Genomic DNA, 22,416 nt, shown 5'->3' on the forward strand with positions numbered 1-22,416 from the left:
GGGGCCTGCATGGGTCTCCTTCGCATGTTGTTGTGTGTCGTAACTCACAACATGCATGACTCATGCAGGCTTTTTCAATCCTATCATGCTGATTTTATTACCCATTTCATGGGGATTCCTCAGCGTTGAAGCGCTTGTAGACCGTGTTCCAGGGGCCAAACGCCTCCGGTAGGTCCCGCCACGGGCAGCCGGTTCGCATCCGATAAAGGATGCCTTCCACCGTGGTACGCAGATCGGTCTTGTCATAAATACCTTGTTGAAGCAGGATAGATTTCAGCTTCGGCCAGTGTTCATCCGTGAGCATTTGTCGGGGCATGGCAGGCTTGCAGTTTGTTGGCTTAGGAACCTTTATTCTGTGAGCTTGCCCCTATCCTGCCAATACCCCTGCCATGAAACGTCAACAGACCCTAATGATTATCAGGAAAAGCTCGACGGTGAGTGGAATGACTTCCTGGAAATAAAATTCGACGAGGGGGAGGGGCAGCCCGAGACGGTAAAGACATTGGGAGAAATACAAGATATGATACCCGATGCCCATAAGGATACTGAACTAGGTACGCCTGAGCGCGACGATGTAAACTATAGAATTCAGGAAACCGTAGATAAAATCAAAAACTATCTCGACAATAACTATCCGGATATCAGAAATGATTCTGAAGTCGAGGCAGCAATAGACGGCATAGAGAGTTCTATCTGTTTCGCGGCCGGTACCATGATTGCCACGCCGCAAGGAGAGGTCGCCGTTGAGGACCTGTCCATCGGCGATGAGATCCTGACCGACAGCGGCGCCTCGGTGAAGGTCAAGTGGGTCGGCAGGCAGACCGTTCGTAATAAGGCGCTCGCCAACCTGCTTGCCGATAACCACCGGCCGGTGCGTATTCAGAAGGATGCCCTCGCCGAAGGCGTGCCAAACCGTGATCTCACTGTGACGGCCAACCACGGAATGATCATTGATGGCCTGGTCATCAACGCTGCGGTGCTGGTGAATAACGATACCATTGACTACGTGCCGCAAAGCGAACTGGCCGAGACCTCGACCTATTACCACATCGAAACGGAAGGTCACGAAGTGATCCTGGCCAACGGCGCCGAAGCCGAGACCTATATCGACTATGTGGATCGTCAGGCGTTTGACAACCATGGCGAGTACGTCGAGCTCTACGGCATCGAAAGAACCGTGGTAGAGATGCCCCACCACCGCATCTCTTCGCGCCGCCTGCTGCCCCTCGCCGTGCGCGAGCGCCTGGGCATCCAGGAAACGAGCATTACCGCGAAGATCGCTTAAGTTCGCCGTGCCATCACAAGGCTCGGGGTAGCTAAGCCCGATCCTTGAGCAAGATAAAAACGCCCCGTCGGTGATTCACCGGCGGGGCGTTTTCGTTGACGGAGTAGATGTGGCGCTAGACCGCGTAGGCTCTGTGGAACACCTCGGGGTCGCGCCCGGCGTCGACGAGTTCGACGCGAATGAGAAAGTCGCCAAAGCCTTCGCCGTCGTTACGCTCGGCAGCAAAGCGCTCGAGCATGGGGTCGATTAGCTCGAGGATAGTGGCTTCGTCGATGTTTTCGCGGTAGAGGCGGTTCATGCGTTCGCCGCGCGCGTCGCCGCCGAGAAAGAGGTTGTATTTGCCCAGCGCCTTGCCAGTGAGGCCGATTTCGGCGAGGTAGGGCCGGGCGCAGCCGTTGGGACAGCCGGTCACGCGCACGTTGATCGGCGTGTCGGCAAGGCCGTGTGTGTCCATCAGCGCGTCAAGCTTAGCCGTCAGCGACGGCAGGTAGCGCTCGGACTCGGCCATGGCCAGCGCGCAGGTGGGAAAAGCCACGCAGGACATGGCGTTGCGCGCCAGGGGCGTGCTCCGGCTGCCGTCGTCCAGCCCGTAGTGGTCGACCAGCGTCTGGATCTCGGCCTTTTGCTCCGGGGCGACGTTGGCGATGATCAGGTTCTGGTTGCAGGTAATGCGAAACTCGCCGCTGTGCACCCGGGCGATCTCGCGCAGGGCGGTGCGTAGCCGGTAGCCGTCGTCAAAGTCGGCGATGCGCCCGCTTTGGATGGCAAGGGTCAGGTGCTGGTTGCCGTTTTCGCCCTCGACCCAGCCGAAGCGGTCGCCGTTGTGGGTGAAGACGTAGTCGCGCACGGCTTCCATGGGCGCGCCGTGGTAGTCGGCAAAGCGCTCGAGGAACCACGCAACGCCGTGGTCGGCGATGGTGTACTTGAAGCGCGCGTGGGTGCGCTCGGTGCGGCAGCCGTGGTCGCGCTGAACGGCGGCGATGGCCTCGCAGGCGTCGACCACCTGGTCGGCGGGAACGTAGCCGGCGACGTCGGCCAGACGCGGGTGGGTGGCTTCGTTGCCGTAGGTCATGCCCATGCCGCCGCCCACGCCGACGTTGAAGCCCTTGAGCTCGCCGTCTTCGACAATGGCAATCAGGGCGATGTCGTTGGACAGCACGTCGGCGTCGTTTTCCGGCGGTACGGCCAGCGCAATCTTGAACTTGCGCGGCAGGTAAAAGTGGCCGTAGAACGGCTCCTCTTCCTTTTCATCTGCCTTTTCTGCTTGACCCGGCTGGTCTTCGCCCCGGGCTTCCACCCGCTCTTCGCCCAGCCAGATCTCGGCGTAGGCGTTGGAGCGCCATTTCAGCCGCTCGCTGATCGCGACGGAGTAGCGGTGAATGTCGGCGTGTACCTGGGACTGGTGCGGGTTGACGTTGGACACCACGTTACGGTTGACGTCGCCGCAGGCGCCCCTGGTGTCGAGCCCCAGCGCGCTGATCGCCTGCATCAGCGGCCGCATCCTGTGCTTGAACACGCCGTGAAACTGGAACGTTTGGCGGGTGGTCAGGCGCAGGGTGTGGTTGGCGCAGTCGTCGGCGATCTGATCCAGCCCCAGCCACTGGTCGGGGCTCAGCACGCCGCCGGGCAGGCGCAGGCGCACCATGAACATGTGCAGCGGCTCCAGGCGCTGGCGGCGGCGCTCGTCGCGCAGGTCGCGGTCGTCCTGCTGGTAGGTGCCGTGGAACTTGGTCAGCTTGTTGTCGCTGTCCGCAATCGCGCCGGTGGCCAGGTCGCCCAGCCCCTCGGCGATGGTGCCGCGAAGGTAGTTGCTTTCGCGCTTGATGATTTCGGCTTCGGGTAACGTATGGCTCATTAGTAGATATCCCGCTGGTAGCGTTTCTGGCGGGTTAGCTCCCGCAGGTAGTCGGTGGCGTCTTCGAGGTTTTTGCCGCCGGCGTCCATGATCACGTCAAGCAGTGCCTGATGAACGTCGGGGGCCATGCGCTCGGCGTCGCCGCAGACGTAGAGGTGGGCGCCGCGCTCCAGCCAGCGCCAGACCTCATCGGCGTTTTCGCGCAGGCGCTGCTGGACGTAGACCTTTTCCCCCTGGTCCCGGGAGAAGGCCACGTCGATGCGGTCAACCACGCCCTGGCGGCGCCAGGCCAGCCACTCGCTCTGGTAGAGAAAGTCGGAGTGGAAGTGGCGGTCGCCGAACAACAGCCAGTTGTTGCCTTCGGCTTCGCGCTCCTCGCGCTCCTGCATGAAGGCGCGAAACGGCGCGATGCCGGTGCCCGGGCCAACCATAATCATCGGCGCGGCGTCGTCTTCGGGCAGGCGAAAGTGCTTGTTGGCCTCGATGTAAACCGGCACGGCGGTATCGTCGGCGAGGCGGTCGGTGAGCCAGGTAGAGGCCACGCCGCCGCGCTGGCGGCCGCCGTTTTCATAGCGCACGGCGGCTACGGTCAGGTGGACCTCGTCGTCCACCGCGGACTGGCTTGAGGCGATGGAGTAAAGCCGCGGCGGCAGCTTGCGCAGGGTGTCGATGAGCGTCTGGGCGTCGATGCCCGCGGCCGGCGAACCTTCGATGAGATCGAGCACGTCGCGGCCGTAGAGCCATTCGGTGAGCGCCTTGTTGTCGCTCAGGCGCTCGGCGAGGGCCTTATTGCCGGAAAGCTCGGCCCACTTTTCCACCACCGGGCGGGTCAAAAGCGTCAGTTCGCGGTGATGCTTGAGCGCCCCGGCAAGCGTGGTGTCGATGTCGCCGGCGGTGACCGCAGCGTCGGGGTCGAGCTTAAGCGACTCGATGATCGCGGCGACCAGCGCCGGGTCGTTCTGCGGGTAGAGCCCCAGCGAATCCCCGGGCTGATAGCTAAGCCCCGAGTCTTCCAGAGAGAACTCGACGTGGCGGGTCTCCTTGCTGGAGCCGCGGCCGTTGAGGTTCTGGTTGTCGAGCACTTCGGCCATGAACGGATAGCGGCGGGTGTAGGTCGTGGCCTCCGCCGCCGGGGCGGCACCGAGGCTGGTGGCGGTGGGCACGCCCGAGGCGCCGGCTTCGTGCTGCAGCTGCTCGAGCAGGTTGGCGATCCAGGCGTCGGCCGCGTCGTCGTAGTCGACGTCGCAGTCGGCGCGCTCGACAAGCGCGGTGGCGCCGAGCTTGGCAAAGGCGGCGTCGAAGTCCTTGCCGGTCTGGCAGTAGTGCTCGTAGCTGGTGTCGCCCAGCGCCAGCACGCCGTACTTGAGGTGCTTGAGCGAGGGCGCCTTGCGGCCGTGGATAAACTCGTAAAGGTCCAGGGCGTTGTCCGGCGGCTCGCCCTCGCCGTGGGTCGAGGTGATGACGGCGACGAAGGATTCGCTTTTCAGCTGGCGCGGCTTGTAGTCGGCCATGTCCAGCACCCGGGCATCGATGCCCAGGGCGTTGGCCTGCTCGCCCAGGGTTTCGGCCAGGCCTTCGCCGTTGCCGGTTTGCGAGCCGTACAGCACGGTGAGCGACGGGCCTTCCGGGCTCGCCTCGCCGGCGCTCTGGGTAGCCGCGGCACTGCTCGGCGCGCCGGCCTGAGCCGCCTGATGCCCGGCGATAAAGCCGGCCAGCCAGTCGAACTGGTGAGGCGCCAGGGTTTCCATCAGGCGGTTCAGGCCGCTGGCCTGATCGGCCGATAGCGGGGAATTACTCGGGTCGATTTTCATAGAACGATTTTTTATAGAACACGGTCAGCGGGGTTAACGTTTGTTCTAAGCTACCATCCGGCAGACGGGCCTTTGTAAAAACATTGATATTGTTTTGGGATATCAATCGTCATATTTTTTATATGTTATTGTTATAACAAAGCGCGATGCTTTTAAAAGCGAGAGGCATTTCCTGATCAAACAAGGGGGCGGGAGAGGTTTCAGGGGGAAGTTCGCGCATAAAAAGCCCCGGCCAGCTTAAGCTGGCCGGGGCTTTGGTCTCTAGCGCCCTGGTCGAGTGCCGGGTTACATCAGGCCGGTGACAAACACCACCACGACGCCGATGGGGGCGATGACCCGGGCGATGACGTTCCAGGCGGTTACGCCGGTGGCGGAAAGCCCCAGCTCTTGCTCCACGCTTTTGCGGTTCAGGCACCAGCCGGCGAACACAATGGAGCCAAGCCCGGTCAGCGGCAGCAGGAACTTCGCCGTCAGCGTATCGAGGAAGTCGAAGATGTTCAGGCCCAGCAGGCTAACCTCGGACCAGACGTTGAACGACAGCAGCGCGGCTACGCCCAGAAGCCATACGGCAACGCCGCCGATCAGCGTGGCGGGTACCCGGCTCAGAGCGGTGCGCTCTTCGAGCATCTCCACCGTGGGCTCGAGAAGCGAGATCGCCGAGGTCAGCGCGGCAAAGGTCAGCAGCAAAAAGAAGATCAGACCGAGGATGGTGCCGCCGGCCATGTTGCCGAACGCCAGCGGCAGGGTGACAAAGATCAGCCCCGGCCCTTCGCCCGGGCTCAGCCCGTTGGCAAAGACGATGGGGAAGATGGCAAGCCCCGCGAGCAGCGCAATCACGGTATCGAGAATAATCACCGTGCGTGCGGTGCTGATCAGGTTGACGTCTTTGCCCAGGTAGGAGCCGTAGGCCATCATGATGCCCATGCCCAGCGACAGGGTGAAAAACGCCTGCCCCATGGCGGCCAGTACCACGCCGCCGTCCAGCGCGCTCCATTCCGGGCGGAACATGAACGCCAGGGCTTCGCCGAAGTGGCCGGTGGTCATGCCGTAGCCGGCCAGTATCAGCATGAGGATCACCAGCGCCGGCATCATCGAGCGCACCGCGCTTTCAAGCCCCTTGGTCACGCCTCGGGCAACGATGGCGACGACCAGCGCCATGAAGGCGGTGTGCCACAGCAGAAGCGTGCCGGGGCTTGCCAGCATGCCGTTGAACAGCGCGCCGATCTGATCGGAATCCCCGCCGCTGAAGCTGCCGATGACCGAGCCCAGGGTATAGTTGAGCGACCAGCCGCCGATCACGCTGTAAAACGAGAGGATCAAAAAGGCGGCGAGCACGCCGCTGATGCCGATTCCCAGCCAGGCTTTGGGCTGGCCGTTCTGGCGCGCCTGGTCGGCCATGGTGTCGATGGGGTTTTTCTGCCCGCGGCGGCCGATCATCCATTCCGCGACCAGTATCGGCAGGCCGACCAGCGCCACGCAGGCCAGATAGACCAGCACAAAAGCCGCGCCGCCGTTTTCCCCCACCATGTAAGAGAAGCGCCAAATGTTCCCGAGGCCCACGGCCGATCCCGCAGCCGCAAGCACAAAGGTCATGCGCGATGACCACTGTGCGTGAGCAAGTTTTGCCATACATCACCTGTTATTCAGTGCGTTATAGTAATTGAGTGGGTGCCATGGAATGATGTCATTGCGGTTATCAGCGTGTTATCGCAATGATGGCCGGATGGATGCGCGTACGCATCGTTTCGAAATGCCGGGCACGCCAAACGCGCCGAATATCCGGCGCCACCGTGCCAGCGTTTTTACCGAACGTCCGTGCAATTTATCCGATCAGTGCGGCGGGTGCCAGCCGAGCGCTGTAAAAGCGCGTTGAAACGCCGTTTTAGCGCCTTGTGCACAAAGCGGGCAGAGGTTGTCCCCTGAACTATCCACAGGCTGCCCCTGCTCGATAGGGCGCCTAATAACCGCTGAAAAGCCCGCTGTCAAGACGGCAGCACGCCGCGCCCGGCAGGTGAACCTGCGTGGAAAGCCCGTGTAAGCGGCTTTTCCGCCGGGTTGTACAAATCTGATCGGCACGGCGCTATCTTGGCTGAAAAACCGCCATTCCGGCATCATCGCGGGCCCCGGCGGCTTGTACACGAAGTTATCAACAAAATATAACGGCTGTTTTATCCTGTGGATAACCTGTCGGTAAAAGACAGGCCTGGGGCTTGAACGGCCTGAGGAGACGCTATGTTCAGCATCACGGCCCTGGCCGCGGTCATGGCGGGGGGCGCCCTGGGCGGCGTGCTGCGTGCCTTTGCCACCAGGGCCGGCGCGCAGCGCTGGGGGAATGCTCTGCCCTGGGGCACCCTTGGCGCCAACTATGCGGCGGCGCTGGCGCTGGGGGCTTTTGCCGGCGCCGTGGCTAATGGTGGGGAGCTGGGCCTTGCCTGGGCGTTTGCCGCCTCCGGGGTGCTGGGCGGGCTGTCCACGGTGTCATCGCTTGCCCTGCAGACGCTGGGCCTGTGGCAAAAGCCGCGGCGGGGAGCGGCCGCGGCGTACATGGCGCTGAGCGTTATCGGCGGCGTGGCGCTTGCCGCGGTTGGCTATGCGCTAACGGCGGTGGGGGGTAGCGGATGATGCTACTACGGTTTTACTCGGCCGTCGCTTTGGGCAGCGCCTTGGGCGCCGGGCTGCGCTACCTGGTGGCGATCGCGGCTGCCACGCTAATGGGACCGGCCTTTTGGGCAGGCACGCTGGGGGCCAATCTGGCTGGCTCCGGGCTGATTGCCTGGTACTCGACACGGGCGGCACACTCCCCCTGCGGCCGCCTTGCCCGCTGGCACGGCTTCTGGACGGTGGGCGTTTGCGGCGGCTTTACCACCTTTTCGCTGTTCAGCGTTGAGGCGGTGATGCTCTGGCAGCGCCAGCAGCCGGCCCTGGCCGCGGGCTACGTGGCGGCCAGCATCGTCGGCTGGCTGGCCGCCGCGCGCGTCGGGCAGTGGCTTGCCGGGGGCGACTACCCCGAATGACATCATCGATCAACAGAGGAAACGAGCACATGCCAAGCGTGGCGCAATCCTTGAAAGTACTGGTGCTGCACGGGCCCAACCTCAATCTGCTGGGCACCCGGCAGCCGGAAATTTACGGCAGCGAGACCCTGGTTGATGTGAACCGGGCGCTTGAGCGCCGAGCCGAGGCGGGCGGCGTGGCGATTGTCTGCCGGCAAAGCAATCACGAAGGTGAGTTGATTGACGCCATTCAGGCGGCCCGCACCGACGGTACCGCCGCCATTATCATCAACCCGGCGGCCTATACCCACACCTCGGTGGCGATACTCGACGCGCTCAACGCCTTTAACGGCACGGTGATCGAGGTGCATCTTTCCAACGTGCACAAGCGCGAGGCGTTCCGTCGGCACTCTTACGTCTCGTTGCGCGCCGACGGCGTGATCGCGGGGCTGGGTAGCCAGGGCTATCACGCCGCGCTGGAGGCCGTGGTAGCCGAATACGCCAGCGCCTAGCCCCTAGGCGCTGGCGCCCGGCGGCGCAGGGCTGCGGTGTCATTAAAGGCATGGCGCAGCTGGGCAGCAAGGCCCGCCAGAGCGGGGTTATTAGCGTCCGGGGGCATGTCGGCAAGCGCTCGGGCAACGTCGTCAGGGGCCCGGCGGAGGCGGCGCAGCGCTTCCAGCAGCTGCCGGGCGGCGCGGTGCTCGGCCTCGGTGAGCGTGGCGGTTTGTAAAAGCGTGCGCAGCGCAATCACGCCGTCGGCCAGGTTCAAAACCCCCAGCGTGCCGGCATGGTCGGCGCTGCCGGATTCCTGTGCCCGCCCCACGTGGATCATCAGGCGCAGCAGGCGGCGATACATGCGCCCGTACCAGCCATCATCCGGGGGCGGGCTGTTGTGCCGGCCGCACAGGCGCTCGAGATCGCGGAGCATCTGCCGCGCAAGGTGGCCGGCGCGGCGCCCGGGGTCCCGGGGCAGCAGCCGGTAGGCCAGCGCCACCAGAGCAATGCTGGCGATCAGCGAGCCGGCGTCCTGAAGCACGCTTCCCGGGGCGGTGGAGGCCTGCAGAAACGGCTGGCTGGCAAGCATGAAGCACATGTTGCCGTCCAGCGCCGGCACTTTGGTGATACTGCTGGCTCGGGCCAGGCCGCCGAACAGCATAAAGGGGGCCAGCATCAGCAGGATATCCCCGAGCCCTTCGGCGTGGGGCATCAGCCACAGCCGAAAAGCCGCCGCCAGGCTGACGCCGACGATGATGCCCTGGAGCATGCGCGGGGCGAGCGCCTGGGGTACGTCCATGCTCGACAGCACCATGGTGAAGGTGCAAAGCCCCATGGCCGGCAGCCAGGCGTTGTCCCACCCCGAATAGGCCACCAGCAGACCGGCGAGCAGCGTGACCACGCCGCCGGCAGCGCCGGCAATCAGCGCCGAAGGCGTGTCCCGGCGCGTGGGCAGGGTAATACGGGGCGGGCGGCGCGACGGGTGCTTCTCGAGCCAGGCGGCGGCAGCGGTTTCGGCATCGGCGAGCTGGTCGAGCAGCCGCGCCAGCCGGGGTGAGCACGTTAGGGCCTGAGCGGCGGCATGCTCGAGCGCCGCGCTGGCGCTTGCGTGCCGGGCGGGCCTGTCGAGGGTATCAGCGGCGCTTTCCAGCGCGCCTTTGAGCGTGGCCGGCAGCGGGCGTCGGCCGGTGATCCGGGCCATGGCCAAAAGGCTTAGCGTGGCGGCAACGAAGGCGCCGCTGACCAGCGCCCCGGAGGAGCCCCGCAGCGGCCCGGCGTGGCTGGAGGCCAGCTGCTGCTCAAGCCGAGTCAGGGCCAGCAGCAGCTCATCGTCTGCCGGCCGGGGCTCGTCCCGGGCCAGCTGCCTGAGCGCCTCGCCGCCCAGGCCGCGGACCCGGTCGAGCAGCTCGCGCCGGGGCGGCGCGGGGAGCAGGACCATGCCCATGGCCATCACGCAGACAACGCCGATCAGCGTGCAGACCACCCGCGCCATGGCAATAGCTGCGCTGCCGCTGCCGGCGGCGAGGCTTGGCAACAGCACCACGCTTGCCGTCAGGCCGGCCATGAGCGCTGCGTAGCCGAACGAGGCCCGGGTAAGGTGGGTGATCGCCGCGCAGCCGCCGGCCCAGCCGGCAAGCAGGACGAGTGCCAGCGGCAGCGGCAGGGGGGCTGCCAGCAGCGCAAACCCCACCGCGGCGCCGGCAAGCGTACCCAGCAGGCGATAAACGCCGCGCTCGAGCAGCAGCCCCCGGGAGGGCTGCGCCACGATCCACACCGCCATGGGCGCCCAGAAGGCGTTGGGCAGGTGGAAAAGCGAGGCAATGGCAAAGGAGGCCAGCGCCATGGCGGCGGTGCTGGCGCCGAAAACGGCGGTTTGGCGGGTCAGGCCCAGGGCCTGGGCGGTACGGGTCATGGTGAGCACGGCGGTTGTCTGGCGTTGCAAGCGGTGAACGGCGTAGGGGGCCGAACGTAAAAGGGCGCCCGCAGGCGCCCGTCAAGATACGTGGAGAAAAGCCGGCGGGGCGGCATCAGGCGCTTTTTTTGCCGCTGTCCTTGCCCTTGGCCTTGTCGGCGAGGCCGTCTTTATCCTGGGCGTCGCTCGGCTGGGGCAGCGACGGCAGCGACTTGGCCAGCATTTCCACGCTGTGGCGGTAGTAGAGCTGGCTCTTGTTGTGCTCGCCGAGGCTTGAGTAGAGACGGGCAAGCTCGGCGCAGACCACGCCGCTGGGGCGCTGGCGCTGGCTGGCCTCGAAGTATTCCTGGGCCTTGGTCCAGGCGCCGGTGCGCAGCGACAGCCGCCCGCAGGCTAGCAGCAGTTCGGGGTCGTTGGGACGCTCCTTGAGCCAGCCTTCGGCCTTGGCCAGCTGGCGGCGGGCGTCGACGTTAAGAAGCCCGTAGCGTTTGACCAGCCGCGCATCCCAGTGGTGATCCAGGGAGTGGCTGAGCAGGCGTTCGGCGATGGTGTCTTCGCCGGCCTGGACCAGGGCCTCGGTGTACAGCACGACCAGCTCGGTATTGGCGCGCAGGTAGTCGGGCATGTCGGCCCAGAGGCTGCGCACGCGCTCGATGTCGCCGGGGTTTTTGGCCTCAAAGATGATCAGCTCGCGGTAGGCGCGGCTTTCCAGCTGTTCGCGCTCGGTGGCGGATATCAGCTTCTGCCGGGCCAGCCGCGGAATCAGGCGGCGAAGCCCCTCCCAGTCGTTGACGCTCAGGTGCACCTGCTTGAGCATCTTGAGCACCTGGGGATGGTTGGCGAGCTTTTTATCCAGACGGTTGAGGATCGCCAGTGCCTCTTCGGGCTGCTGGCGGTCGATCATCAGCTGGGCCTGCATCAGGCCGATGGCGGCATCGGCGCCCTCGGTGGAAAGCTGGGCCTGGTTGAGGTGCTCCTGGGATTTCTCGTAGCGCCCCTGGTAGTGCGCGGCGAGCGCGGCCGACAGATAGTTGACCAGCGGCGTGCTGGAATCAGCGGCGGCGTGAGTGAGGGTTTTTTCGGCCTTCTTCCAGCGCCCTTCGGTGAGGGCCACCAGGCCCTGCACGGTGTGCTTCATGGCCCGGCGGTTGCGCGCCCGGCCGCTCCAGCGGCGAAAGCGGCCCATCGGGCGCAGAATGCCGCCGAGCAGGCGCAGCAGGAAGTGCAGCGCAACAAAGGCGGCAAACAGCAGCACCAGGCCAAACCAGAACGAGGTCTGCACCGAGGTGTCGCCGACGCGGATCAGCCAGTAGCCGGGCACCGACATCATCAGATGGCCGAACAGCGCGCCGACGGCAAGCCCGGCAACGATCAGCAGGATGAGTTTTCTCATTCTTCACCTCCGCCGCTACGGCGCGTTTCAAAACGCTTGTCGATGAATTCGGCAAGCGCCTGCTGAGAGCCGCTGATATCGGGCAGCTCAGGCGTGATTTGCTTCTGCTTGAGCTCCTTGAGGCGGCTGATCACGCTCTGCGTGTCGGCGCGTTCGGTATCGAAGTAGGCGTTGAGAAGCTCCAGGGCGTCGTCGATGCTGCCGGTATAAAGCGTCTCTTCCTGCTTGAGCAGCGCCAGCTGGGCCTGCTCGACCATCAGCCGCAGGCTCTGGCGCAGGTAGGACTCCTGCTTGGGCGTGATCAGCGTTTCCAGCGCCTCGTCGTGCTGGCGAATGACCACTAGATCCTTGAGCTCGTCGCCGAAGCGGGCGAGCTGGCGCTGGAAGGGGCCGGTGGGCGTCTCCTCCATGCCGGATTCGACTTTTTGCGCCTCGACGTCCTGATCCAGGCGCAGGGTTTGGATGCGTTCCTGCTGGGCGTCCAGCGCCAGATAAAGCCCGGTGCTGTCGACCTTGGGCACGGCGTCCAACTCGGCAAGTTCGCTTGAGATCTGCCGGCGTACCGGGGTCAGCGCGGGGTTATCGGCGTCTTTCAGGCGCGCATCGGCCGAGCGCAGCAGGGCAGCCGAGCCTTGCACGTCGCCTTCAAACTGCAGGCGCTGGTTGGCCAGACGCAGCAGGTAGGCGGCCTCGGCGTGGAGCCAGTCGCGCTCGTCGGTGTCCTGCTCCCGGGAGAGCTGGGTGAGCACCTTGTCGAGGGTCTCGTCGACGCTCTGGCGGTAGTCGGAAAACTCGCCGCGCAGCGAATCGAGCGTATCGTCGAGCGCCTGATCGCGGTCCTTTTCGCCGCTGTCAAGGCGCGACTCCAGCTCGTCAACGCGCTGCTGGGAGGCGCTGTCATCGGCCTGGGTCGCCAGCGTGTCCAGCCGCTGCTGCTGTTTTTCCAGCCGCTGCCAGCCCTGCCAGGCGAATAGCGCCAGCGCCAGGGCAACGATCACGGCGAGCACGATGGCAAGCGTAGCCTTGCTGGCCCCGCCACTGCCCCCGCTGCTGCCGTTCGGCGCAGGTTTGCTTCCGCCTTCCGGGGGCTTGCCCCCGTTTTTGGCGGACTTGCCCTCGCTTCCCGAGGGCTTGCTGGTGCCGTGGGACGGCTTGCCGCCACCCTTGTTCTTGCCCTTGCCGGTGGCCTTGGCGGTATCGCTGGATGCCTGGCCGGCGGAAGCGGCGTTCTGGGTAGCGGTGTCGTCGCGCTTGGCGTCCGTGGCTGCCTTGGGCGCGTCGTTCCGCTCGTTGTCGTGTTGGTTCATGTGTGGCTAGCCCTTGTTAGGATCCTTGATCGACATCGGCGCCCGGTCAGGAAACGCGCGCAAGCGCGGCGGTCAGTGCGGGCGGTGTGGCCCCCGAGGCCACCGTGGTGGCGGTAAAGCCCAGCGTCTCAGCCAGTGTAGCCAAACGCCGGCTGGACACGATTAGCGGTTGGTGCAAGGCGCCTTGTGGGCACCATGTTGCCAGATGTTGGAGCATTTCGCCGCTGGTGACGATCAGCGCCCGGTAATCGCCGGCTTCGAGCCGCGCCCGGGAGGCGGCCGGCGGCAGCACGTAGTCGCGGCGGTAAATCTCGCTGCGGGTGACCCGGGCGCCGCGCTCCATCAGCGTGTGGGTCATGAATAAGCGTCCCCCTTCGCCGGCGACCAGCAGGACTTTTTCGCCGTCCAGCCGGCGTAGCGAGGGCAGCGTCAACAGCGCCTCGCTGGTGTCTTCGCGGGCGTCGGGCGGCGGTGTGCGCACGCGGACGCCGAGTCGGGCATGGAGCGCCTCGGCGGTGGCCGAGCCGACGCTGTAGTAGTCGATGCCCAGGGGTAGCTGTGGCCAGTAGCGATCCAGCGCCTCGGCCAGGCAGTGGGCGGCAAAGGGGCTTACCACGATGATTTTGGCGTACTGGTCGATATCCAGCCAAATGCTGCGCTGGCCGGGCGTTTCGATGAGCGGGGCAAGCTCCATGATCGGCAGCATCTCCACCGCATGGCCGCTTTCGCGCAGCGTCGCGGCAAGCGTTTCGCCGCGCTCGCCGGGGCGGGTGACCAATACCGGCTGCACGTTTACTGGCGGCCGTAGACGTCGGCGAGAATTTCGCCGGCGCCCTGCTCAAGCAGCTCTTCGGCGACGCGAATCCCCAGCGCTTCGGGTTCGTGCATGGAGCCCCGGCTTTCGGCGCGCAGCACTTCGGTGCCTTCCGGGTTACCCACCAGGCCGCGCAGCCACAGGGTTTCGGCGTCCTTGTCGAGGATCGCATGGCCGCCGATGGGCACCTGGCAGCCGCCGTCCAGGCGGGTGTTCATGGCGCGCTCGGCGCGCACCCGGGTGGCGGTGTCGGGGTCGTCCAGCGGCGTCAGCAGGCTGATCATTTCCGGGTCGTGCAGGCGGCATTCGATGCCCAGCGCCCCCTGACCGCAGGCGGGCAGGCAGATCTCAGGCGGCAGCGCCTGGGCAATGCGCGCCTCGAGCCCCAGCCGGATCAGGCCCGACGTCGCCAGGATAATGGCGTCGAATTCGCCGTCGTCGAGCTTGCCAAGGCGGGTCTGAACGTTGCCGCGCAGGTTGAGAATCTCCAGGTCCGGACGCGCCTCGCGCAGCTGCAGGCCGCGGCGCAGGCTGGCCGTGCCGACCTTGGCGCCCTCGGGCAGTTCGTCGACGCCTTGATAGTGGTTGGAGACAAAAGCGTCGGTGGGGTCAGAGCCGTCCAGAATCACCGACAGCCCCAGACCCTCGGGAAAGCTCATGGGCACGTCTTTCATCGAGTGCACGGCGATGTCGGCGCGGCCGTCGAGCATGGCTTCTTCCAGCTCTTTGACAAAGAGCCCCTTGCCGCCAATCTTGGCCAGCGGCGTATCGATGATCTTGTCGCCCTTGGTGGAAATGGCCACCAGCTCGACATCCAGCTCCGGATACGTGGCGATCAGACGCTCGCGCACGTGCTCGGCCTGCCACATGGCCAGTTGGCTTTTGCGCGTCGCGATACGCAGCTTGGTAATCGATTGCACGTGATTCTCCCTTGGGCCGTTGAGCGGCCGCATAAACGATGATGAGGCGTATCATAAAGCACCTGAGCAGTTAGGAAAAATCGCGCCCCGGGGCGTGCGCGAGGCCGCGACGACTCTGGTACACTTTCGAGCCATTGGTACACGCAAACTTTATACCGGCGCAGAGTACGCTTTTGACCGTGGGCTACGCTGGCGGCGTCCTTGAGCGCTGCGGCGTCCGGTCGAGCGATTCCATCTGCCTAGCTAAGGGTTTTCCGTCATGAGTCAAGCCACCAACCAGTCCTGGGGCGGCCGCTTCAGCGAGCCCACCGACGCCTTCGTCGAGCGCTTTACCGCCTCCGTCAGCTTTGACCAGCGCCTGGCCCGTCAGGATATTCGGGGCTCCATCGCCCACGCCACCATGCTGGCGCAGGTGGGCGTGCTGAGCGGCGACGAGCGCGACGCCATCATCACCGGGCTCCACGAGATTCGCGATGAAATCGAGCGCGGCGAGTTCGACTGGTCGGTGCCCCTGGAAGACGTGCACATGAACATCGAGGCGCGGCTCACCGACAAGATCGGCGTGACCGGCAAGAAGCTTCACACCGGGCGCTCGCGCAATGACCAGGTGGCTACCGACATCCGCCTTTTCCTGCGCGACGCCGTTGACGAGGTGGCCGCCGAGCTTGTTCGCCTGCGCGAAGGCATGATTGCGCTTGCCGACCGCCAGGCCGACACCATCATGCCCGGGTTTACCCACCTGCAGACCGCCCAGCCGGTCACCTTCGGCCACCATTTGCTGGCCTGGCAGGAGATGCTCGCCCGGGACCACGAGCGCCTACTCGACTGCCGCCGGCGCATTAACGTGCTGCCGCTGGGCGCCGCCGCGCTTGCCGGGACCACCTATCCCATCGATCGCCATGTGACCGCCGAGCTGCTGGGCTTTGACCGCCCGGCGGAAAACTCGCTCGACGCGGTGAGCGATCGCGACTTCGCCATCGAGTTCACCGGCTTTGCCAGCATGCTGCTGATGCACCTGTCGCGCATGAGCGAAGAGCTTGTGCTGTGGAGCAGCGCCCAGTTCGACTTTATCGACCTGCCCGACCGTTTCTGCACCGGCTCGTCGATCATGCCGCAGAAGAAAAACCCCGACGTGCCCGAGCTGGTGCGCGGCAAGACCGGCCGAGTGTACGGCCACCTGCTGAGCCTGTTAACGCTGATGAAGTCCCAGCCGCTGGCCTACAATAAGGACAACCAGGAAGACAAGGAGCCGCTTTTCGACACCGTAACCACGGTGCTCGACTGCGTAAAAGCCTTCGCCGACATGGTGCCGGCCATCGAGCCGAAAAAGGCCCACATGTTCGAGGCCGCGCGCCAGGGCTTTTCTACCGCCACCGACCTTGCCGACTATCTGGTGCGCAAGGGCGTGGCCTTCCGCGACGCCCACGATACCGTCGGCCAGTCGGTGGCCTACGGCCTGCAGCAGGAAAAGGATCTGTCAGAAATGAGCCTGGACGAGCTCAAGCGCTTCTCCGACGCCATCGACGAGGACGTTTTCGAGGTGCTCACCCTGGAAGGCTCGGTGGCCGCGCGCAACCACATCGGCGGCACCGCGCCGGACCAGGTGCGCGCCGCGGCCGCCCGGGCCCGCGCTGCCCTGGCCGCGCTCGGGGAAACCCCGTGATGGGCGGCTACCGAGGCATAGCCGCTGCGCTATTGGCCGCTGCGCTGCTGGCCGGCTGCGGCCAGAAAGGGCCGCTTTACCCGCCGGAGGCGGAAAACGCTGACAAATCCGTAGCCGAGCCGGCGGCGGCAGCCGACGAACAGGGCAGCGCCGCTGAGCCGGGCGAATAAAAGCCGGCCGAGCGCTGCCGGCAAGCAAGAGGAATCCATGGATTTTTTTAACCCCAGAGACGGCGAGCTATTTGCCGAGGACGTGCCGCTTACGCAGATTGCCGCCGAGGTCGGCACGCCCTGCTACGTGTACTCCCGGGCAACGCTTGAGCGCCATTACCGCGCCTATACCGAGGCGCTGGGCGACCACCCGCACCTGATCTGCTATGCGGTGAAGGCCAACTCCAACCTCGCCGTGCTTAACGTGCTGGCGCGGCTCGGCGCGGGGTTCGACATCGTATCAGTGGGCGAGCTCGAGCGCGTGCTCAAGGCCGGCGGCGACCCGGCCAAGGTGGTGTTCTCCGGCGTGGCCAAGCAGGCCGAAGAGCTTAGGCGCGCGCTGGAAGTCGGCATCAAGTGCTTCAACGTCGAGTCGCGCCCGGAGCTTGAGCGGCTCAACGCCGTGGCCGGGAAGCTTGGGGTGACAGCGCCGGTTTCGCTCAGGGTCAACCCCGACGTGGACGCCGGCACCCACCCGTATATCTCCACCGGGCTCAAGGACAACAAGTTCGGCATTCCCGTGGACGAGGCGCTGGACGTGTACGCCCTGGCCGCCGGCCTGCCGCACCTGAAGGTGGTGGGGCTTGACTGCCACATCGGCTCCCAGCTCACCGAAACCGCACCGTTTCTGGACGCGCTGGATCGGCTGCTGGTGCTGATGGAGCGGCTGCGCGAGCGCGGCATCGAGCTTGAGCACCTGGATCTTGGCGGCGGGCTGGGGGTGACCTACCGCGACGAAACGCCGCCGCACCCGTCCAACTACGTCCGGGCGCTGCTCGAGCGGCTGGCGAGCTGGCCGGGCGGGGAAAACCTCCCGCTGCTGTTCGAACCGGGGCGCTCCATCGCCGCCAACGCCGGCGTGCTGCTCACCCGGGTGGAGTTTTTGAAACCCGGCGAAAGCAAGAACTTCGCCATTGTCGACGCCGCCATGAACGACTTGATCCGCCCGGCGCTGTACGAAGCCTGGCAGGCCATTGTGCCGGTGGATACCCGGCAAGCGCGTGAGGCGGCGGTGTACGACGTGGTCGGCCCGGTGTGCGAAACCGGCGATTTTCTCGGCAAGGACCGCAAGCTTGCCGTGGCCGCCGGGGACCTGCTGGCGGTGCGCTCAGCAGGGGCCTACGGTTTTGTCATGGCGTCGAACTACAACAGCCGCCCGCGCCCGGCGGAGGTCATGGTCGACGGCGACGCCAGCCACCTGGTGCGCCGCCGCGAGCGGCTCGAGGACCTCTGGGCCGGCGAGGCGCTTGTGCCCGGCGACGAGGCGCCGCGCTGATGCTGCTGCATTTCACCAAGATGCACGGGCTGGGCAACGACTTCATGATGGTCGACCTGGTCACCCAGCGCGCCCGCCTGCATGCCGAGCAGGTGCGTGCCCTGGCCGAGCGGCGCTTCGGCATCGGCTTTGACCAGCTGCTGACGGTTGAGCCGCCCCGGGATCCCGACATGGATTTCCGCTACCGCATCTACAACGCCGACGGTCGCGAAGTGGAAAACTGCGGCAACGGCGCGCGCTGCTTTGCCCGCTTCGTGCGCGACCAGCGGCTGACCCACAAGCGCGAGATCCGCGTGGAAACCGCCGGCGGGCCGCTGACGCTTGCCGTGCAGCACGACGGCCAGGTGCGGGTCGACATGGGCCGGCCGCGCTTCACCCCCGCGGCGCTGCCCTTCGACGCCGATGGCGACCGGCCGCTCCACGCTCTCAAGGTCGGCCTCGAGGGCGGCGGCGAGACGCTTGAGCTGGGCGTGGTGTCCGTGGGCAACCCCCACGCGGTGCTGCAGGTGGCGGAGGCGAAAAGCGCGCCGGTGGCAAGGCTTGGCCCGCTGGTTGCCAACCATTCGCGCTTTGCCCGCCAGACCAACGTCGGGTTCATGGAAGTGGTAGCCCCCGGCAGGATCCGCCTGCGGGTGTTCGAGCGCGGCGTTGGCGAAACCCTGGCCTGCGGCACCGGCGCCTGCGCGGCGGTGGCCACCGGCATCCGCCAGGGGCTGCTGAAAAGCCCGGTGACGGTCGCGCTGCCCGGCGGCGAGCTGACCGTGGAATGGCCCGGCCCCGAAGCACCGCTGATCATGGTGGGCCCCGCCGAACGCGTGTTCGACGGCCGCGTGGCGCTGATCTGAGCCGGCACCGGGGCCCGCGGCAGCGGCTTTCACGTTTCAGGAAAGGCCCTTCCAGGAAGGGCCTTTAAGGAGAGTATGGCGATGTCCGATGCCCCCGAACCCCGCAAGACGCTCGACCCCGACCAGGTGGCATTCTGGCTGGCGCGCCATCCCGACTTCTTTGTCGGCCGCGAAGGGCTTTTGCAGCAGCTCAAGGTGCCGCATCCGCATATCGACGGCGCGGTATCGCTTTTGGAGCGGCTGGTGCTGGACCTGCGCACCCGGACCGAAGCCGCCGAAGGCCGGCTTGACCATCTGCTGGGCACGGCCCGCCATACCGAAGCCCAGTATCGCCGGCTACGCGATACCCTGCTGGCGCTGGTAGAGGCGCCGGACCGCGACGCCCTGGCCCAGGCGCTGGCGACGCAAATGAGCGAACGCTTTGCCACGCCGGCGGTGGCGCTGTGGTGCGCCCCTGAGCTCAGCGATCAGGAGGCCGCGCCGCCCCAGCCGCCGCGCCAAGTGCTCAGCCACCACGCCGGCGCGCGGCTGGCCGCGCTGCTGGACGGCCGCACCAGCCGCTGCGCAAGGCTTGGCCTGAGCGACTGGAAGTGCCTGGTGCCCCACGCGCCGGTACCGCAAAAGCCCGGCTCTTGCGCGGTGACGCGGCTGGCTGCCGGGGAGACGCTGGGCTACCTGCTGCTGGCAAGCCCCGACCCCGAGCAGTACCGGGCGAGCATGGATACCCAGTTCACCGAATACCTCGGCGACGTCGTCGCGCGGTTGCTGCTACGGCTGGCGCCCCATGAGTGACGCCGTTCTTGGCCGGCAGATCGAGGCGTTTCTCGGCGCCCTGGGGCAGCATTCAAGCCCCGCCACCGTAGACGCCTACCGGCGCGATCTGGCGGCTTTTGCGACCTTCGCCGCCCGGCGCGGCGTTGACGATGCCCGCCGCGTGGATACGCCGCTCGCCCGGGGGTTTTTGGGGGCCGAGCGCAGCCGCGGCCTGGCGCCGCGCAGCCTGGCCCGCCGCCGGGCGGCGCTGTCGCGGTTTTGCGACTACGCCGTCGCCGAAGGCTGGCTGAGCGATAACCCGGTGGCGCTTTTGCGCACGCCCAAACAGCCCGATCACCTGCCGCGGCCGGTGGACGTCGACGTGCTCGCGCAGTTTCTGGATGCGCCCCACGACGACACGCCGCTCGGGTGGCGCGACCAGGCCATGCTGGAGCTTTTCTACACCGCCGGCCTGCGCCTGGCCGAGCTTGCCGCGCTGAACCTTGCCGACGTGACGGCTACCCGGGTGCGGGTTATCGGCAAGGGCGGCAAGCCCCGGCAGATGCCGGTGGGCCGGCGCGCCGCCGAGGCCCTGACAAGCTGGTACCCGGCGCGCGAGGCGCTTGCCGGCGATGGCGAGCCGGCGCTGTTCGTCGGCCAGCGCGGCGCCCGCCTTGGCCACCGGGCGATTCAAAAGCGCCTGGCGAAGCTCGCCCTTGAGCGGGGCCTGCCCGAGCACCTTCACCCGCACCGGCTGCGCCATTCCTTCGCCAGCCATTTGCTGGAATCCAGCCAGGATCTGCGCGCGGTGCAGGAGCTTCTCGGCCATGCCAACCTGTCCACGACCCAGGTCTATACTCGGCTCGACTGGCAGCATCTGGCCGCAAGCTACGACGCCGCTCACCCGCGCGCCAAGCGGCGCCACTCGGAGTAAGAGGCTTTCTCATGCTGCACGCAATTACCTTTGATCTGGACGATACTCTCTGGGACAACGCCGGCGTGATGGAGCGCACTGAGCACGGCCATTACCGCTGGCTGCGCGAGGGCCTTGCCGCCTGGCGCGAGGCGCGCGGCGAGCCGCCTTGGGAGCCGGGCCTGCCCGGCTACGAAGACGGCCTGGCGGACTACGTCGAGCGCCGCCGGCGCCTGGCTCGGGAGGTGCGCGAGCGCCGGGGGGACTTTACCTGGCTGCGCCTGCGCGCGCTGGAAGAGCAGCTGGAAGCCTGGGGGCTCAACCGCAGCGCCGCGCTGATGTGGGCGGCGGCGGCGATGAACGAGTTTCACCGCCTGCGCCTGAAAGTGACCCCGCACCCCGAAGCCGACGCCCTGCTGGAAGCGCTGGGCCGGCGCTACCGGCTGGCGGCGATTACCAACGGCAATATCCGTCTGGCACGCCAGCCGCTGGCGCATCATTTTCCCGTGGCCATCGCTGCCGGGGAGATGTTTGCCCCCAAGCCCGATACCACGGCGTTTCTCACCGCGCTTGCGCGCCTCGATGCCGCACCCGCGCGCGCCCTGCACGTGGGCGACTCCTGGGAAGAGGACATCCTTCCCGCCCGAGAGCTGGGCATGCATGCCGCCTGGGTCGCCGAGCGCCATGACCGCCCGCTGCCCGCCGGCGTACAGCGCATCGGCCACGTGAAAGAGCTCCCCGAGCTGCTCCAATGGCTGGAGAAGCGGGAGTAGCGGCGCCCACCGGGGCGCCGGGTTTCGCCTACGCCTCGTCGGTGCGCCAGATAAAGGTGTTGGTGTAGCCGTAGAGGATAACGAGCCCGATGGCGGCAAAGTTAAGCCACAGAAACGGCAGGTATTGCAGCACCGGCACCCCGAACATCGACGCCATGAAGATGCCGTTATCCGACCAGGGCACCATGCCCGAGGTTAGCGTGCCGCCCACCTCGGTGTTGCGCGAGAGCACGCGCCGGTCGACCTTCAGGCGGTCGTAGTTCTTCTCCATGATCTTGGGCGTGAGGATGAGCGAGACATACATGGCGCAGCCAAAGACGTTGGAGAAAAAGCCGGTCAAGAGAGTAGCGACGGACAGCTGGCCGACGTTATTGATAAAGCGCGTGAAGGAGTCCACCAGCACCTGCAGAACGCCGGTGTAGTTGAGCAACCCGCCAAAACCCAGACCCAGGATGATCACCATCACCGAGCCGGTCATGCTGGTGATGCCGCCCCGGTTGAGCAAGTCATCCATGAACGTATTGCCCGAGTCGAGGTTGAACCCGCCGTAGGCGGTGCCCAGCGCCGTGATGAAGTCGGTGCCCTGGAAGAAAAAGGCCCAGAGGATGCCCAGCAGCGAGCCGAAGGCGATGGTCGGCACCGGCGGCTTTTTCATCGCCAGCAGGCCGATGACGATAGCCGCCGGCAGGAGCATGATCCAGCTGACGCTGAAGGTGTCGCTGATGGCACCCATGATGGAGTCCACCCGGCTGAGGTCGATGCTTTCCGAGGTGTAGTTAAACCCGACCACGGTAAAGGCGATGCCGCTGATGACAAGCGCCGGAATGCTGACGTACAGCAGTGACTTGATGTGCTCGACGATGTTGACCTTGGACATGGACGCCGTGAGCACGGTGCTGTCGGAAAGCGGCGACAGCTTGTCGCCGAAGTAGGCGCCCGAAAGAACGGCCCCCACAACCAGCGGCAGGGGGATGCCCAGGCCTTCGCCCACGCCGACCATGGCAATGCCGGCGGTGCCCGCCGTGCCCCAGGAGGTCCCGGTGGCAAGCGAGGTGATGGCGCAGAGAATGACCGTCGCTAGGGTGTGTTAACAATCATTAGTTTCGTTTAAACTGATTTAGTATTCATAGATTTTGGTGGGCCATGAGTCGGTTGAAGTTACGCGATGATCAGTGGGAGCGAATCGAGCACCTGCTCCC

The 22,416-nt window shown here is 65.9% G+C and carries 20 protein-coding genes and 1 pseudogene; 11 read left to right on the forward strand and 10 right to left on the reverse strand.

All coding sequences use genetic code 11. The features are described 5' to 3' along the window. Positions 1 to 124: 124 nt before the first annotated feature. Positions 125 to 316 (reverse strand): annotated as a pseudogene (locus tag RS027_RS12090) (transposase); the annotation flags it as partial. A gap of 39 nt (positions 317 to 355) precedes the next feature. On the opposite strand from RS027_RS12090, the gene RS027_RS12095 reads away from it, so the two are divergent. Next, a complete protein-coding gene (locus RS027_RS12095) occupies positions 356 to 1,285 on the forward strand; it encodes a Hint domain-containing protein (protein WP_311957293.1) in 930 nt (309 codons plus the stop codon). 115 nt (positions 1,286 to 1,400) lie between these two features. Here RS027_RS12095 and RS027_RS12100 read toward each other — a convergent pair whose 3' ends face one another. The 3 genes from RS027_RS12100 to RS027_RS12110 all read right to left on the reverse strand — a co-directional run bounded on the left by RS027_RS12100 (position 1,401) and on the right by RS027_RS12110 (position 6,580). After that, the gene (locus RS027_RS12100) at positions 1,401 to 3,140 is read right to left on the reverse strand and encodes an NADPH-dependent assimilatory sulfite reductase hemoprotein subunit (RefSeq protein ID WP_311957294.1); all 1,740 of its coding nucleotides are present in this window, start codon (positions 3,138 to 3,140) and stop codon (positions 1,401 to 1,403) included. Further along, the gene (locus RS027_RS12105) at positions 3,140 to 4,951 is read right to left on the reverse strand and encodes an assimilatory sulfite reductase (NADPH) flavoprotein subunit (RefSeq protein ID WP_311957295.1); all 1,812 of its coding nucleotides are present in this window, start codon (positions 4,949 to 4,951) and stop codon (positions 3,140 to 3,142) included. The genes RS027_RS12100 and RS027_RS12105 overlap by 1 nt, the downstream gene beginning before the upstream one ends. 285 nt (positions 4,952 to 5,236) lie before the next feature. Beyond that, positions 5,237 to 6,580, reverse strand: coding sequence for a sodium-dependent transporter (locus RS027_RS12110; RefSeq protein WP_311957297.1), 1,344 nt, complete (start codon positions 6,578 to 6,580; stop codon positions 5,237 to 5,239). 603 nt (positions 6,581 to 7,183) lie between these two features. Here RS027_RS12110 and RS027_RS12115 point away from each other — a divergent pair. Genes RS027_RS12115 through aroQ form a run of 3 tightly spaced genes read left to right on the forward strand, consistent with a single transcriptional unit; the run spans position 7,184 to position 8,456 of the window. Beyond that, positions 7,184 to 7,573, forward strand: a complete 390-nt coding sequence (locus RS027_RS12115; protein WP_311957299.1) for a fluoride efflux transporter FluC — start codon at positions 7,184 to 7,186, stop codon at positions 7,571 to 7,573. Further along, positions 7,570 to 7,965 carry a fluoride efflux transporter FluC gene (locus RS027_RS12120; protein ID WP_311957301.1) on the forward strand — a complete coding sequence of 132 codons (396 nt, stop codon included), beginning with the start codon at positions 7,570 to 7,572 and terminating at the stop codon, positions 7,963 to 7,965. Before RS027_RS12115 ends, RS027_RS12120 begins: the two co-directional genes overlap by 4 nt. 38 nt (positions 7,966 to 8,003) lie before the next feature. Then, positions 8,004 to 8,456: a type II 3-dehydroquinate dehydratase gene (gene aroQ, locus RS027_RS12125; RefSeq protein WP_311957302.1), complete on the forward strand. Its 453-nt coding sequence runs from the start codon at positions 8,004 to 8,006 to the stop codon at positions 8,454 to 8,456. On the opposite strand, the gene RS027_RS12130 is transcribed toward aroQ, so the two are convergent. The 5 genes from RS027_RS12130 to hemC form a co-directional block, all read right to left on the reverse strand. Then, positions 8,453 to 10,351 carry an FUSC family protein gene (locus RS027_RS12130; protein ID WP_311957303.1) on the reverse strand — a complete coding sequence of 633 codons (1,899 nt, stop codon included), beginning with the start codon at positions 10,349 to 10,351 and terminating at the stop codon, positions 8,453 to 8,455. The genes aroQ and RS027_RS12130 overlap by 4 nt on opposite strands. 115 nt (positions 10,352 to 10,466) lie before the next feature. Further along, entirely contained in the window at positions 10,467 to 11,744 is a 1,278-nt protein-coding gene (locus RS027_RS12135; RefSeq protein ID WP_311957306.1) for a heme biosynthesis HemY N-terminal domain-containing protein, read from the reverse strand. Beyond that, a complete protein-coding gene (locus RS027_RS12140) occupies positions 11,741 to 13,051 on the reverse strand; it encodes a uroporphyrinogen-III C-methyltransferase (protein WP_311957308.1) in 1,311 nt (436 codons plus the stop codon). Before RS027_RS12140 ends, RS027_RS12135 begins: the two co-directional genes overlap by 4 nt. A gap of 46 nt (positions 13,052 to 13,097) precedes the next feature. Further along, a complete protein-coding gene (locus RS027_RS12145; RefSeq protein ID WP_311957312.1) occupies positions 13,098 to 13,841 on the reverse strand; it encodes a uroporphyrinogen-III synthase in 744 nt (247 codons plus the stop codon). 2 nt (positions 13,842 to 13,843) lie between these two features. Then, positions 13,844 to 14,785 carry a hydroxymethylbilane synthase gene (gene hemC / locus RS027_RS12150; RefSeq protein ID WP_311957314.1) on the reverse strand — a complete coding sequence of 314 codons (942 nt, stop codon included), beginning with the start codon at positions 14,783 to 14,785 and terminating at the stop codon, positions 13,844 to 13,846. Between the two features lie 259 nt (positions 14,786 to 15,044). Between hemC and argH the strand changes: the two genes are divergently transcribed. The 7 genes from argH to RS027_RS12185 all read left to right on the forward strand — a co-directional run bounded on the left by argH (position 15,045) and on the right by RS027_RS12185 (position 21,217). Next, entirely contained in the window at positions 15,045 to 16,448 is a 1,404-nt protein-coding gene (gene argH / locus RS027_RS12155; RefSeq protein ID WP_311957316.1) for an argininosuccinate lyase, read from the forward strand. Further along, positions 16,448 to 16,618, forward strand: a complete 171-nt coding sequence (gene lptM / locus RS027_RS12160; RefSeq protein WP_311946387.1) for an LPS translocon maturation chaperone LptM — start codon at positions 16,448 to 16,450, stop codon at positions 16,616 to 16,618. The genes argH and lptM overlap by 1 nt, the downstream gene beginning before the upstream one ends. 37 nt (positions 16,619 to 16,655) lie before the next feature. Next, the gene (gene lysA, locus RS027_RS12165; protein WP_311957318.1) at positions 16,656 to 17,933 is read left to right on the forward strand and encodes a diaminopimelate decarboxylase; all 1,278 of its coding nucleotides are present in this window, start codon (positions 16,656 to 16,658) and stop codon (positions 17,931 to 17,933) included. Continuing rightward, entirely contained in the window at positions 17,933 to 18,778 is an 846-nt protein-coding gene (gene dapF, locus RS027_RS12170) for a diaminopimelate epimerase (protein WP_311946391.1), read from the forward strand. Before lysA ends, dapF begins: the two co-directional genes overlap by 1 nt. A gap of 81 nt (positions 18,779 to 18,859) precedes the next feature. Next, positions 18,860 to 19,570, forward strand: a complete 711-nt coding sequence (locus RS027_RS12175; RefSeq protein WP_311946394.1) for a DUF484 family protein — start codon at positions 18,860 to 18,862, stop codon at positions 19,568 to 19,570. Continuing rightward, positions 19,563 to 20,465 carry a tyrosine recombinase XerC gene (locus RS027_RS12180; protein WP_311946396.1) on the forward strand — a complete coding sequence of 301 codons (903 nt, stop codon included), beginning with the start codon at positions 19,563 to 19,565 and terminating at the stop codon, positions 20,463 to 20,465. Before RS027_RS12175 ends, RS027_RS12180 begins: the two co-directional genes overlap by 8 nt. Positions 20,466 to 20,476: 11 nt before the next feature. Continuing rightward, positions 20,477 to 21,217 (forward strand): HAD family hydrolase, encoded by a 741-nt coding sequence (locus tag RS027_RS12185; protein WP_311957319.1) that lies wholly within the window; start codon positions 20,477 to 20,479, stop codon positions 21,215 to 21,217. A 28-nt stretch (positions 21,218 to 21,245) separates the two neighbouring features. On the opposite strand, the gene nhaC is transcribed toward RS027_RS12185, so the two are convergent. Next, the gene (gene nhaC / locus RS027_RS12190; protein ID WP_311957321.1) at positions 21,246 to 22,286 is read right to left on the reverse strand and encodes a Na+/H+ antiporter NhaC; all 1,041 of its coding nucleotides are present in this window, start codon (positions 22,284 to 22,286) and stop codon (positions 21,246 to 21,248) included. Between the last annotated feature and the right edge of the window lie 130 nt (positions 22,287 to 22,416).

It is taken from the genome of Halomonas garicola (genome assembly GCF_031935715.1).
In the GTDB taxonomy this organism is placed as follows: Bacteria; Pseudomonadota; Gammaproteobacteria; order Pseudomonadales; family Halomonadaceae; genus Vreelandella; species Vreelandella garicola.